The organism is Fibrisoma limi BUZ 3 (assembly GCF_000296815.2).
GTDB lineage: Bacteria > Bacteroidota > Bacteroidia > Cytophagales > Spirosomataceae > Fibrisoma > Fibrisoma limi.
This window is the reverse complement of sequence record NZ_CAIT01000009.1, coordinates 655,146-668,306: the sequence shown is the minus strand read 5'-3', so window position 1 is coordinate 668,306 and position 13,161 is coordinate 655,146. Positions and strand designations below refer to the sequence as shown.

Below are 13,161 nucleotides of genomic sequence, written 5' to 3'. Positions count from 1 at the left end.
ATGGCCGCGAAAATTTACTTACGCTTAGCCGTTGGCTGATCAGCCGCGGCCTGAAGCTCCTTAACGCGGGGCAGGAGCGAACTGGACGGATAGTCCCGGATAAACTCCGACAAGGCCTGTCGGTAGGGGTCAGCTCCCTGAACGCGGCCGATCAGAATCACTCTCAGAAGCGCCAGTTTGTCTTCAATCTGCGTACCCGAAAAACTGCTCAGCGCATTCTCGGCCCGAGCCAGGGCTTCGGTTACGTTGTTAGCTTTGTACAAATCATAAATTTCAGAATAGGCGCGCTGAGCCTGCGACTCGGCATTGCTGCCCTGATTTGCCGATTTACCGACCAATCGTGCATAGGACGTATTTGGGAATTCGGCCATCAGCTTATCTTTCCAACCCGACTGCTTGGCCAGTTGTTCAGTTGACAGATGCAGCAGGTAGTACACTTCCGGCTTCTGGAGCGTGTTGGGATACCGGCTCAGCAGTTGTTCAAACGTAGCAATTGCATCAGCAGGCTGGTTTAGCTGAAATTTGTACAGCTTTCCGAGGTTGTACAATGCAGTTTCAATCTGCTGATTAGCCCGATTCTGCGCTTCGGGAGAGAATGGAATCTGGGCCAGCATGGCGTCTTTCTGAGCCTTTCGCCCAGCCGCCGGACCTGTTGCTGCCGTATTGCCGGCATCCTGAGTCAGGGGGGCATTTGGATTGACGGCATTAGCAGGCGTTGCGCCATTGAGCGGACTGTTTGCTCCCGCTACGGCTTCCGAAGCCTCCTTATTACTCCGACGCCAGTTGTCTTCCAGCGGGCGATTACCCCAGCGAGATCCAAATTCCTGCCGTCCCTGGCTCGAAGCTACCGGATTATACAAGATCCAGCGCTGAGCAGGTTCCAGGTTGGAATTGGTAGCCCCGGGCACCGAATTAAGATTACCGGCCGACGCTCGTTCGACGATCTGGCGGGCCAGTTCTATTTGCTGCTGCTCCTCGCGTTCCTTACGGGTAATTACGTCGTCCAGCAGCCTGTCCAGTGCGGCCGGGTTCATCTTCGACAACCCAAGCAGACTATCCTGCGTATGAATGGTGTTCTGGTGCCGTACAAATTCGTCGAGGGTACGTTTTCTGGTCAGCACAGCCGCATAGTCCGGCGATTGCTGAGGCAACAGCGCCAGGGCACTGTCGTAATACATTTTGGCTTTGTTGTAGTCGGACTTCTTATCGAAAAACAACCGGCCCATTTCCAGGTACGTGTAAGGTACCTGAGTTGAATTGCCACCAGCCGCCTGAATGGAGCGGCTGTAGTACGTAATGGCCTGGTCAACCCGACCGTTGCGGGCTTCGAGCAGCCCCATGGTATAGTAAATCTTGTCTTTCAGATCCGAGTTCTTACGGTCGTTAAGCATCCGATCGAACGAACCCATCGCTTCGGCTACGCGGCTTTTATCACCCATCAGGCCATTGCTCTGAATAGCATACAGGTTGGCGTAGAACGACTGATCGTACGAAGGCCGGGAACGTATCACTTTTCGGTAGTTTTCCGCGGCTTTGGCTGGCTGACCAATCAGGTCATATAACTGACCGGCAATCAAATACAACCGCGCCGTAGCTTCTCCTTTTTTCAGAAGAGGAAATGTAGCCTCCAGAATACCGGCCGCCGTCGCATATTCGCCCTTGCGTTCGTGCAGATACGCTTTTGTCAGGTAAAAATCACGCGTATTTTCTTTGTTGAGCGGCTGGGTACGCAGGTATTCAGCCACATTCAGCGCGTTGGTATAGTCGCTCGCTTCCACATAGGCCCGCATCAATCCTACGAGGGCTGTGTGCTTGTCGTTTTCGTCCCGCCCTTTTGTGTTGACGTATTTGAATACCTCAATGGCGTTGGGTAGATCCTGTTTCAGTAGCCGGGCTTTACCAATCAAATTATACCCATCATCAAGCCATTTGCTGTTCTGATGCCGCTCAGCAATGATAGACGCTTTCTTGATCGCATCGTCGAGTTGCGCCTTCATGGGCATCACCAGCATCGAGTCTACTGGTAACAGAATTGGCAGTAGCTGGTTATAGTTTTCCTGGCGGGTTTTAAACAATTGCTGCTCAATGGCGGCTATCTCATCACGGGCGATAATATACGCGTTGTAGTGAGCCGTCAGGTTATGGTAACCTTTGCTGACCGGTCGATTACTGTATTGAGAACAAGAAGCCAGCGCCCCGGTCAGTATGATTACTGCCGTCAGAAGCAGGATGGGGCGGTTAGTAAAATAACGTGGCATTTAAACGGATACACGTACGCACTTATTAATCAAACGACCGCGGCCGGGCTGACCGTATGGAACGTAATGCCAAATTAACGAATTTTGGATTCTTGATTGACGAACATGGCGGAAACTACCGAAAATAACCCCGAACAGCCAGACGATGAGACCCAGCGGAATCTCATAGAAAAGGCAACCGAAAAAACAACGTCGTATGCCCAGTACAGCAGCATTGCTTTCCAGATGCTTGGCACCATCGGACTGGGAGTATGGGGCGGTATGAAGCTCGACGAATGGCAAGGCAACGAACGGCCAATCTGGACGATTGTTCTGTCACTAACCGCTATCGGCGCTTCGTTATATCTGTTTATTCGCCAGTTGCCCAAATATTGATGCTGCGTTCCATTCTTTTTACCGCAGGGCTGGCAATTGTATTTTTTGTAGCCGAACGAACAATACCCACCCCCTGGCTGCATACAGCCTGGCCCTACATGCTTTTGTTCTTTCTCAGCCTGTCGTATCTGCTGTCCCGATTAATGGATATTGGTAATCAACGTGGCAGTCAGGGGTTTGTACAGTTTTACCTGATCTTTACAGTAGCCCGTTTACTGCTGTGTGCAGGATTTGTGGGTGTATTTTTGTACCGCGGTATCGACAATCGACAAGCATTCGTTGTGGATTTTCTGATGTTGTATATCTTATATACCTGTTTTGAAATCTACGGCCTTAGTCGTAACTTGCGACGCGATTCGTAGAAACGAAAAGTACTTCATATATGATGCGCTCGTTAATCTATAAAATAAGTCTTTGCCTTGCCCTGTTTGTCAGTACGTTACCTGCTGTTAAGGCGCAGGAAACGCACGAGAGTGCTGAGCACGGCGAATTTAATGTGGGCGACATGATTATGCACCACATTAAGGATGAACATGGCTGGGAACTGGCTCATGGTCTGACTGTTCCGCTACCAGTTATTTTGTATACCCAGGACCGTGGACTGGAAGTGTTTTCATCGTCACACATCATGCACGATGAGGTTTACAATGGCTATAAAGAGCACGAGGGCGACATTCACCGTGTAACGGCTACCGGTGAGATTGACGAAAGTGTAAAAGTCTGGGATTTTTCCATTACCAAAAACGTTGCTTCCCTGCTCCTGAGTGCCATCATATTGCTGGCTGTTTTCTTTTCGGTTCGTAACGGATACGAGAAAAACAAAGGGCGGGCGCCGAAGGGTATTCAGTCGTTTCTTGAGCCGATCATCCTCTTTGTACGCGACGAGATTGCCAAGCCGAATATTGGTCCGAAATACGAACGCTATCTGCCGTATCTGCTGACTTTATTTTTCTTTATTCTGATCAACAATTTGCTGGGGCTGTTGCCGGGGGGGGCCAACCTGACGGGTAACATCGCGGTAACGCTCGTGCTGGCTGTTATTTCATTCCTGATCACCAATTTCAGCGGTAATAAACATTACTGGGCCCACATTATAAAGCCAACGGGTGTACCCATCGCGCTGTTGCCGATCATGATTCCGGTTGAGATCGTCGGCGTGTTCATGAAACCGTTCTCACTCATGGTCCGGTTATTTGCGAACATTACGGCAGGTCACATCATTATCCTGAGCTTGCTTGGTCTGATTTTCATTGCCCGGAATCTTGGCGGTACCGGTACTGGTCTCGCGGTCAGCCCGCTGGTAACCGTGTTTGCCCTGTTCATGAACGGCATTGAATTACTGGTGGCCTTTCTGCAGGCTTTTATCTTCACCCTGCTGACGTCTATGTACATCGGTAGTGCCGTTGAAGAACATCACGAAGCCGACCATGGAATCGGCTACGAAGGTACTGACCCGCATCATTAAGATGCTGGACGGTAAACGACGTTAGTTTTCGGGTGAAAAGTTTAACGACTCGTAGCCGGTATCTAATGCCCTAGAAAATGCAATCTTTTGTTTCACTATATAATCGTTTATTGACATGTTAGCAATGTTGCTATCAATTTTGTTGCAGGCAGCCGAGAGTGGTAACGGCGTAGGCCTGGCAGTAATGGGTGCTGGTATCGGTGCTGGTCTGGCAGCTATTGGTGCTGGAATGGGTATCGGTCGGATCGGTGGCAGCGCGATGGAAGGTATCGCCCGCCAGCCGGAAGCAGCCGGTCGTATTCAGACTGCCATGCTGATCATCGCGGCCCTGATCGAGGCCGTTGCCCTGTTTGCAGCGGTAATTTGTCTGCTGATCTCGTTCAACCTGTAATTAGGCGAACGAATCAGCACTTGGGTCGCTGTCTGCATTAGGCGACGGCATCAGACCCAACTGTATCGGTGAGAGTCCGTTCGTTTGGAATAGCCAGCGAACGGGCCATCCCAAACAAAAGATTGGATATAGCGAACTAGTATAAAAACAGTAAAACAGTATGGATCTGCTTACCCCCGACATTGGCCTGTTGTTCTGGCAAGTAGTTATTTTCCTTGGTATTTTCCTGATCCTGCGTGCCTTTGCCTGGAAACCCATTACAGCTAGTCTGAAAGAGCGGGAGGACAACATCCAGAGCGCATTGGATCTGGCCGAAAAAACCCGCGCTGAAATGGCGGCTCTGAAGGCCGATAATGAAAAACTGCTGGCGCAGGCTCGGATTGAGCGCGATACTATTCTGCGGGGTGCTAAAGAAACCGCTGATAAAATGGTGGCTGATGCTCGCGATAAAGCGGCTGCTGAAGGGCAGCGTATGCTGGAGCTGGCCCGTGAAAGCATGCAGAACGAACGGCAGGCACTGGTAGCTCAGATGAAGAAAGAAGTGGTGATGCTCTCGCTGGATATTGCCGAGAAAGTACTGCGGAAAGAGCTGAGCGATAAAGCGTCGCAGGAGCAACTGGTGAAAGAACTGGTAACTAATTCACGCCTGAACTAAGCCATGGCAGTATCTACAGTTGCGTTTCGGTACGCCAAGTCGCTGCTGGATTTGGCCCAGGAAATGAATTTAACGGATGTGGTTTATAAAGACATGATGCTCTTCAAGGGTACGGTGGAAGAAAGCCGCCCCTTGATGGTCATGCTGAAAAATCCCATCGTTCGGACCGAGAAAAAATATGCCGTGTTGAACGCTGTGTTTGCAAGCCGCGTCAACCCAGTGTCGATGACCTTCTTTCAGATCATTACCCGCAAAAACCGGGAAGCGATCATGGATGCCATCGCGAATGAATACATTCGGCTGTACAACGAAATGAAAGGGATCGAATGGGCTACAGTCGTGACGACGGTTCCCCTGACAGATGAACTTCGTGAGCGGTTCAAAACGACGGTGGCCGAAATGACGGGCGGTAAACTGGTTGAGCTTGACGAAAAAATCGATTCGAGACTGATCGGCGGCTATGTTCTACGAGTTGGTGACCAGCAGATCGACGGTTCGATCCGCAGCCAGTTGAACGAGCTTCGGCTTCGTTTTCTGAATTAAGCCTGTAACGTCTTTAAATGAAAGCCTTTCCCAACGGGAAGGGCTTTTTTGTTACCACCACTTTTCATAGCCCGCAACCGGTTTCCACGTCGAACGGGGCTCAAAATGCTGCCAGATCAAAGCCGATACATGACGGAGCAACGTAGCGCCTTCATTACTACGTATCCAGCGTTCATCTTTCTGGTTCTTGGTCATCAGACAAAAAACGTACTCGCCGTGGGGAGCATGAACCAGAACCACCTCCGAGCGGGATTGATTAACTGCACCGTTTTTTGTAGCAACTTTCACGTCGGGAGGAATCTGGGATAAAGCGTCGCCATCCCAGTATTGGCGACTGAGGTTGCGGTACATGCGTTCGCTGGCATCAGGGCTGATAGCGCGGCCTTCACGAATATAAACGAGAAGCTCGGCCAGTTCGCGGGGCGTTGTCTGGCCCCAGCCGTATAGCTTTCGGTAAGCTTCCCGACCTGGTGTCCGGGAGTTGACGCGGGTTTGCCGGAAGCCGTTTGCGTCGAGCCAGGTATTAATGGTCTGGCCTCCTCCAGCCAGCGCCTGGCACCAAAGACTTCCTGTATTATCGCTGATAGTCTCCATAAGCATGACTACCTGGCTAAGTGGAATCTTAGCCCCATCTTTCAGGGACCCTACAATGCCATCGTCGTAGTGAAGCGAATCGCGGTATATAAGTTCCTGCTGGTAAGTTAGTTCCCCCGCTGCCAGTTTAGCGAATAGTCCACATTGTATCGGTATTTTTATGGTACTGGCCGTTGGGAAAAGTGTGTCGGCGTTGATTGCTACGGTTCGGCCAGTTCTCAAATGGCGTACGTAGAGACCAACATCACCCTGAAAGCCATCCAGCAGGCTGGCCAATTTTCGCTCAAGTTTAACGTCGGTACGCCGGACGTTTCCACGACGGACGTTGCTGTGCTGAACTTGTAAAGGTTGTGCAATAACAGAAAATGACAGACAGTAGGTTATAAAAGCCAGGATGTATGATACACGCATCAGGAGCTAAGCGATTTAACAAGCTTACAATGAGTAGGGTGGAAGGCCAGCTGTTCGTAAAATTGGACAGTAGCCGTTCGATGTTGATTGGTCGTGACCTCAAGATTGATAAACCCGTGCTGCTGAGCCAGATCATCAACAGCAGCCATTAGCTGTTTACCAATTCGTTGGCCACGGAACTCCGGCCGAACGTATAATTCCTGAATTTCACCCACTTTACCTGTATGATGCAGTAAGTACTGGACATGACAACTGACGAAACCAATCACTTTATTATTTAGATCAGCCACCAGATAATGAATCAGCGGATTAGTTAGGTTATGCCGAAAAATAGCCCGAAACGCTGTTGGATTCAGCGTTGTATCCTCCAAATCACAGAGAAAGTTATAAATCGCATCCCCGTCCTGCTGGGTTGCCGACCGTATGACAACTGCCATCGGGCTTTCGGCTAAGATTTGCATGCGTTTCTAAAGGCGTTAGGTTCGATATAGTTAGAATTCAGCCATCAATTTCGTCAAATTCCTGTTGTAATCTTTCCTGCTTTTAGAAAATCGTTCTTGAAATATATAGTAGCTATTTCTTGTTGTGATTTGACAGCAATCTTTTGGGTACCATAGCATTCAATAGAATTAATTTATCTACATAAAACTCTTGTGTATTGCAGCAATTACAACCATTCATTCAACACATTACACTTCGAGTATATTAAAATAGTAAAAAAATATGTTATATAGATGCAAATTGTTATTTGCTTGAAACTACTTTTGTATTACCGTAGAACCGTAACTTGTAAATAGCCATGTTAACTCCTGATGGGCGAGCTGTTTCGACAGTAGCCCTCAATCCACCGGCGACACCATTAATCACCATAGATCCATACACAAGTATCTGGTCGTTTGGTGATCAACTCAGTACGGATACGACCCGCCACTGGACGGGACGGCCACATCAATTGAATGGCCTCATTCGTGTCGACGGCTGTGTGTATCGTTTCATGGGGAATCCGTCTTTTGCGGGCGAAACCATTATTCCGTCGGCCCAGCGCAATCCATATGAGGCTCGTTATGAGACAACCCAGCAACCAAACGACACCTGGGTACAGCCTGATTTTGACGATAGCCGATGGACAACTGGCCAGGGGGTGTTCGGAAGCCGCGATAAGGATCTTACACGCTGGGATACATCCGACATATATGTTCGCCGTACGGTTACCCTTCACAACGTACCGGAAGGGCGCCTGTTGGTTAATGCCATTCAACATGATACGTATGAATTGTACATCAACGGCGTTCCGGTGGCCGAAGTAGGTGGAGCAGCGCCTACTTATCGAGTGACGCCCACCAATTTAAAAGCTTCGGAAGTGCTACGGAAAGGCCAGAACCTGATTGCTTTTCATAGTCGGCAACAATCGGGGCCTGGCTTTGTAGACGTAGGTCTTATGGAAGAGCGGCTATTCAATTACCCAACTGCCCGGCAAACCAGCCATCGAATCACGGCTACGCAGTCCATTTATACGTTTGTGGTTGAGGGCGTTGAATTGACCGTAACGTTTACAGCTCCGCTTCTGATGGATAATCTCGACGTATTGTCGAGGCCGGTACAGTATGTTACGTATCGTGTTCAGGCAACGGATGGTACTCATCACGATGTACAATTGTACACCGACGTATCTGCCGAAGTTGCTGTCAACTCGCCCGACCAACTGGTAACGTGGCGACGGGGGCGGGCCGGGAAGCTCGATTTCATGCGGGTTGGAACGGTTGAGCAAAACGTTCTGGGTCGCAAAGGCGATGACGTACGCATCGACTGGGGCTACCTTTACGTAGCATCACCGGCTGAAGCGAAAACCAGCCGACGAATCGGGTCGTTAGCCAGTGCGCTGAATCAATTTGAGCGCGACGGACGTGTAACGGATCTGCACGAACAGATGCCCCGGCTGGTGAGTGATACGTTGCCGGTGCTGGCTACGAGTATGGATCTGGGATTGATAAGCTCCCGGTCTGTGGAACGCCATCTGCTAGTTGGATACGACGATGTCAAGTCAATCGAATACTTTGGTCAGCCGCTCAACGCCTGGTGGCGACGCTACAGCCAGCCTGATACTGAAACGGCGACTATGGAACAGGCGCTTCAGGATGCAGAGGCTGATTATACCCGGCTGCGCGTGCAGTGTGATGCCTTTGATCAGCGGTTGTATAACGATGCTTTAAAAGCTGGTGGCGCTGCCTACGCCGATCTGTGTGTGCTGGGCTACCGGCAGGCCATTGCAGCTCATAAGCTGGTGGCCGGCCCCGACGGTACGCCGTTGTTCTTTTCAAAAGAGAATTTCAGTAATGGGTCCATTGGTACGGTTGATGTTACCTACCCTTCAGCACCGTTGTTCCTGCTCTACAATCCCGTGTTGCTGAAAGGTATGATGGAACCCATCTTTTATTATTCCGAAAGCGGCAGATGGACCAAGCCCTTCGCGGCACACGACGTTGGTACGTACCCCATTGCGAATGGACAGACCTATGGGGAAGATATGCCCGTTGAGGAGTGCGGCAACATGCTGATTCTGACAGCGGCCATCGCGGCTGTGGAGGGCAATGCCAATTATGCGCGTAAGCACTGGACGGTTTTGAGCAACTGGGTCGATTACCTGACCCGCGACGGTTTTGATCCGGCCAATCAGCTTTGTACCGACGATTTTGCCGGCCACATCGCCCGTAACGCGAACCTATCGGCCAAGGCTATTCTGGGTATTGCCTGCTATGGGTACCTGGCTGGTCGTCTTGGAGATAGCTGGCGGGAAGCCGAATACATGGAGTTAGCGCGGGTACTGGCTCGTAAATGGATGAAACTGGCCGACGATGGCGACCATTACTCGCTAACGTTTGAGAAGCCAGGTACCTGGAGTCAAAAGTACAATCTGGTGTGGGATAAGCTGCTGGGATTACGGATTTTTCCAGGTGAGGTCATTGAGAAGGAGATAGCTTACTACCTGACCAAACAGCAGCGATTCGGTTTGTCGCTGGATAGTCGCCGGACGTATACCAAGTCGGACTGGATTGTCTGGACGGCAACCATGACGGATAATCCCGCGGAGTTCAGGGCGCTGATTGAGCCTATCATCCGGTTTGTCAACGAAGGGCCCGATCGCATTCCACTTGGCGACTGGCACGAAACGACCGATGGACGACAAATTGATTTTCGTGCTCGTTCGGTAGTAGGAGGGTATTTTATCAAGATGCTTGCTGAAAGACTGAAAAAATAAGCGGTTCGCTACAACCTAAAAGCTAAAAACCATTGCAGGGCATAGTAAAAGCTGTGTCCCTGCAACGGTTTAATAGGCCTGGAGCGCATCAGATTCAAACACATGCTTACCTGTCAGCCCCTGCTGCGTAGTGGCCAGCATAGCGTTGGCTACCTTATCAGCATTCACGCCTTTATATTTTGCCGGAATGAGTGGGTTAAACAGCCGCATGGCTCCTTCAGCCAAGCGCTCGCCAAGGCGGCTTTCCGATCGATCGCCCAGCAGGAGCGACGGTCGGAAGATGAGTAGCGTAGGGTAGTTCAGCGCCGTCAGGTCACGTTCGACTTCTCCTTTGACCCGGTTATAGAAGAACATTGAGTTTGTGTCGGCTCCCATTGCCGTGACAATAGCAAACTGCCGGGCCCCATTCTCCAGACCCATACGAGCGATAGTGAGCGGGTACTGGTAATCTACTTTCCGAAACGCTTCCTTAGACCCGGCTTTTTTCATGGTCGTGCCAAGGCAACAGAAAATATCGTCGGCCTGGGTGAGCAAGCCGTTAGGATGCTCGTAGTCAAACAAAATTTCCTGCAGTCGAGGGTGCTGCCACGGTAACGATTTACGTACAAGAACCTTCACCTTCTCATAAACCATTGAATCGACGAGTCGGTGGGTAAGCCGATCGCCGATAAGGCCGGTGGCACCGAGCACAAGGGCCGTTTTAGTATTAATTGGTGTCATACATTGGCAGCGGTTACGCCCTAAGTTAGTCGGTACGCTGCATACTAAACGTTTAATCTCATTAATTCTATTGTATACTATAGAGACAACAGAATATGTCATTTGAAAAAAGGAATTTAATCTGTACAGTTTACTGGCTGATTTTATAAACGTAGAAGAATAGCTGGAATATTTGTAAAAATTTTGCTACCGTTTAATCACTTCGCTAGAATATAGAATATGAGGAAACTCAGTCAGATGACCGTAAAATAAAGAAGTAGCGAATAAAGAAATTTCGAAATCGAAAACTTTTAAGTAACATTAGTTATCGCACTTAGCAAACCGTATATCTGTAGTGGGTTATAAAGATTTGTATATACAATAGATCTTCACTGTATTTTATCTTGGTACTACTGTCATTTGTCGCTACTAAGGTTAACAGAAGGCCAACTGAGTGACTTGACAAGTGAATTAACGCTATTATATTTGAAGCGTAATTCAGAAAGCAGGCCGACAGGATTCTAATTTGAGTTAGTCGAGAAACGTTAATCTGAAGAAAACATCCACACTGACAACTTTACTATAATGCTTACTCAACCCGTTACCCGCCGGATTGTCTTGCCCCTGGCTCCGGGCCTGCCGGCCGACTACTGGCCACAAGCCACTTCGCTTAATCGCGACACCCTCTTCAGCGATTTGCATCGCCTTGTAAAATTCCTTTTCCCAGTTCTTTCTTTACCCTGTACGTAGATAGCCGTTCTGCGCTGCATCGGCCGTACGGTAGTCCTTACTGCGTTTCGCGGTAATGCGACTTTCTTTCCCAGTTTGCCATAGCCTGACATCATTTCGAACGAGCGGTTTAGCCGGTTCCGGAATCTTGTGTCTCTATACGCTAAAAGGTGAACATAGAATATTATTCTGATAAGTTTATTTGATTTTGAGCCGCCCGTAACCGGTTCTATGAACACTCACTCGAACGATGAAATTACTTCTGCTTTCCTTTTTGATGATTTGCTCTATAGGTCAACTTTATGCTCAGCAAAATGAGGTGGCACTAAGCCAGAAAGGAAATACCAATGGAGCTACTATCAATCAGAATGGGAGCGCTAGTTTTTCGAGGGTGCAGCAGGAGGGAGCCAGCAACAACACCGATATCCAGCAGACAGGAACGCAGAATGGTGTTGACCTTGAGCAGCTTAAGAACCAGAACAAAGCTACCATTACACAAACGGGAAGTGATGTAGTAGAGAATGGGGTAGCTAAACCCAGAGGCCAATCCTACGTAAAGGCTAAGCAGGACGGCGACGACAACATCATTACACTTTATCAACACACTCATTTAGGCGCAGGTGTCGAGGCTTACATTGATCAGAAAGGGAACCGTAACAAGGCGACCGTAACGACCTACGATCAGGTTGAGCGGATCGACGAATCGCGGGTGTACATCATGCAGGATGGCGACGACAACCAGACCACGGTTAGTCAGAATGGTGATACATACAGCCAGTATGGTGATGCAAACTGGGCTAAAATTGATCAGAAAGGCAGTCTGAATGACGTAAATGCAAAGCAGACGACCACCGATTACAATCAGAGCCGCAACACACTGACCATTTCTCAGGACGGTACAAATAACCGAATCACCAGCACACAGCAGGGGGGAACGTTCCGGATTACGGAGAACGAGGGGAACATCATGAACCTCGGGCAGACAGGTAGCAACCATGTCATTGATGCAACGCAGAATGGTGATGATAACCGTATGACCATCAGCCAAATGGGTAGCGGTAATCAGGTAATGGCCATTCAGGAAGCAGCCGAGAACAAGCTTAGCCTGATCCAGGACGGCAACGGCAACAGGGCCAATATCACGCAGACCGGCGGGAATAACGTACTGATGGGAATGAACGGCGATGCCTCCGCCCGGCAGATCGGGAGCGGCAACCAGCTTTTCCTGAATCAGGCGGGTGGCCACATGGCCCAGGTGTATCAGAACGGCATGAATAATACCATTACGATCAACCAGTCGAAGTGATGAAAAAGCCATTACTGGCGGGACTCGCCATGCTCTCGGTATCAGCCGCCTTTGGGCAGAACTCCGTATCCATCAACCAGTCAGGGGGCTCGTCGGGTAACCGGGCAGTGGTATCGCAGTCGGGTTCAGGTAATTCCATCGTAATCAACCAGAGTAGCGATAATACCGACGACAGCAGTAAAACAACCGAATCGAAAAGCCGCTCCAGCGAAGGAAACCAGGTAAGCCTGCGGGTGGGAGCCAACACCCAAACTACGATCAACCAGCACAACAGTGGCCCCAATTCGGTCGAGTTGCAGCAGGAAGGTAATTCATCGGCGACGATCAACCAGTCGTCGGGAACGAACGAGAACACGATCGAACTGCGCCAAACGGAGCCAGCCAAGACGCAACCGACGCGAAAGACCCGCCCATTTAGACGGCGTAACCGGCCGTAATACACTCACGTTTATCGTCCTCCATTCTTTTGTATAACCTCT

The 13,161-nt window shown here is 49.8% G+C and carries 12 protein-coding genes; 8 read left to right on the top strand and 4 right to left on the bottom strand.

The window, feature by feature from the left end:
* Positions 1–14: 14 nt before the first annotated feature.
* Complete coding sequence (gene porW / locus BN8_RS22350; RefSeq protein ID WP_009284214.1) at positions 15–2,258, bottom strand: type IX secretion system periplasmic lipoprotein PorW/SprE; 2,244 nt, start codon at positions 2,256–2,258, stop codon at positions 15–17.
* 105 nt (positions 2,259–2,363) lie between these two features.
* On the opposite strand from porW, the gene BN8_RS22345 reads away from it, so the two are divergent.
* From BN8_RS22345 to atpH, 5 genes are all read left to right on the top strand, one after another.
* Positions 2,364–2,633, top strand: coding sequence for an AtpZ/AtpI family protein (locus tag BN8_RS22345; RefSeq protein WP_009284213.1), 270 nt, complete (start codon positions 2,364–2,366; stop codon positions 2,631–2,633).
* A gap of 382 nt (positions 2,634–3,015) precedes the next feature.
* A complete protein-coding gene (gene atpB, locus BN8_RS22335) occupies positions 3,016–4,098 on the top strand; it encodes a F0F1 ATP synthase subunit A (protein ID WP_009284212.1) in 1,083 nt (360 codons plus the stop codon).
* Positions 4,099–4,213: 115 nt separating this feature from the next.
* Positions 4,214–4,489, top strand: a complete 276-nt coding sequence (gene atpE / locus BN8_RS22330; protein ID WP_009284211.1) for an ATP synthase F0 subunit C — start codon at positions 4,214–4,216, stop codon at positions 4,487–4,489.
* Between the two features lie 160 nt (positions 4,490–4,649).
* The gene (gene atpF, locus BN8_RS22325; RefSeq protein WP_009284210.1) at positions 4,650–5,144 is read left to right on the top strand and encodes a F0F1 ATP synthase subunit B; all 495 of its coding nucleotides are present in this window, start codon (positions 4,650–4,652) and stop codon (positions 5,142–5,144) included.
* Positions 5,145–5,147: 3 nt separating this feature from the next.
* Entirely contained in the window at positions 5,148–5,687 is a 540-nt protein-coding gene (gene atpH, locus BN8_RS22320) for an ATP synthase F1 subunit delta (protein WP_009284209.1), read from the top strand.
* A gap of 51 nt (positions 5,688–5,738) precedes the next feature.
* Here the strand turns inward: atpH and BN8_RS22315 are convergent, their stop codons facing one another.
* Positions 5,739–6,692, bottom strand: coding sequence for a serine hydrolase (locus tag BN8_RS22315; RefSeq protein ID WP_009284208.1), 954 nt, complete (start codon positions 6,690–6,692; stop codon positions 5,739–5,741).
* The gene (locus tag BN8_RS22310) at positions 6,692–7,153 is read right to left on the bottom strand and encodes a GNAT family N-acetyltransferase (RefSeq protein ID WP_009284207.1); all 462 of its coding nucleotides are present in this window, start codon (positions 7,151–7,153) and stop codon (positions 6,692–6,694) included. The genes BN8_RS22315 and BN8_RS22310 overlap by 1 nt, the downstream gene beginning before the upstream one ends.
* A gap of 338 nt (positions 7,154–7,491) precedes the next feature.
* Between BN8_RS22310 and BN8_RS22305 the strand changes: the two genes are divergently transcribed.
* Positions 7,492–9,948 carry a glutaminase family protein gene (locus BN8_RS22305; RefSeq protein WP_009284206.1) on the top strand — a complete coding sequence of 819 codons (2,457 nt, stop codon included), beginning with the start codon at positions 7,492–7,494 and terminating at the stop codon, positions 9,946–9,948.
* A gap of 69 nt (positions 9,949–10,017) precedes the next feature.
* Here the strand turns inward: BN8_RS22305 and BN8_RS22300 are convergent, their stop codons facing one another.
* Complete coding sequence (locus BN8_RS22300; protein ID WP_040006445.1) at positions 10,018–10,668, bottom strand: oxidoreductase; 651 nt, start codon at positions 10,666–10,668, stop codon at positions 10,018–10,020.
* Between the two features lie 958 nt (positions 10,669–11,626).
* Here BN8_RS22300 and BN8_RS22295 point away from each other — a divergent pair.
* Both BN8_RS22295 and BN8_RS22290 read left to right on the top strand, forming a co-directional pair.
* Positions 11,627–12,682: a hypothetical protein gene (locus BN8_RS22295; protein ID WP_009284204.1), complete on the top strand. Its 1,056-nt coding sequence runs from the start codon at positions 11,627–11,629 to the stop codon at positions 12,680–12,682.
* On the top strand, positions 12,682–13,119 hold the full coding sequence (locus BN8_RS22290; RefSeq protein ID WP_009284203.1) for a curlin repeat-containing protein: 438 nt from the start codon (positions 12,682–12,684) through the stop codon (positions 13,117–13,119). The genes BN8_RS22295 and BN8_RS22290 overlap by 1 nt, the downstream gene beginning before the upstream one ends.
* Positions 13,120–13,161 lie beyond the last annotated feature (42 nt).

Coding starts and splice junctions, on each gene's coding strand:
- porW (WP_009284214.1), bottom strand. CDS start 2,258: ATGCCACGTTATTTTACTAACCGCCCCATCCTGCTTCTGACGGCAGTA.
- BN8_RS22345 (WP_009284213.1), top strand. CDS start 2,364: ATGGCGGAAACTACCGAAAATAACCCCGAACAGCCAGACGATGAGACC.
- atpB (WP_009284212.1), top strand. CDS start 3,016: ATGATGCGCTCGTTAATCTATAAAATAAGTCTTTGCCTTGCCCTGTTT.
- atpE (WP_009284211.1), top strand. CDS start 4,214: ATGTTAGCAATGTTGCTATCAATTTTGTTGCAGGCAGCCGAGAGTGGT.
- atpF (WP_009284210.1), top strand. CDS start 4,650: ATGGATCTGCTTACCCCCGACATTGGCCTGTTGTTCTGGCAAGTAGTT.
- atpH (WP_009284209.1), top strand. CDS start 5,148: ATGGCAGTATCTACAGTTGCGTTTCGGTACGCCAAGTCGCTGCTGGAT.
- BN8_RS22315 (WP_009284208.1), bottom strand. CDS start 6,692: ATGCGTGTATCATACATCCTGGCTTTTATAACCTACTGTCTGTCATTT.
- BN8_RS22310 (WP_009284207.1), bottom strand. CDS start 7,153: ATGCAAATCTTAGCCGAAAGCCCGATGGCAGTTGTCATACGGTCGGCA.
- BN8_RS22305 (WP_009284206.1), top strand. CDS start 7,492: ATGTTAACTCCTGATGGGCGAGCTGTTTCGACAGTAGCCCTCAATCCA.
- BN8_RS22300 (WP_040006445.1), bottom strand. CDS start 10,668: ATGACACCAATTAATACTAAAACGGCCCTTGTGCTCGGTGCCACCGGC.
- BN8_RS22295 (WP_009284204.1), top strand. CDS start 11,627: ATGAAATTACTTCTGCTTTCCTTTTTGATGATTTGCTCTATAGGTCAA.
- BN8_RS22290 (WP_009284203.1), top strand. CDS start 12,682: ATGAAAAAGCCATTACTGGCGGGACTCGCCATGCTCTCGGTATCAGCC.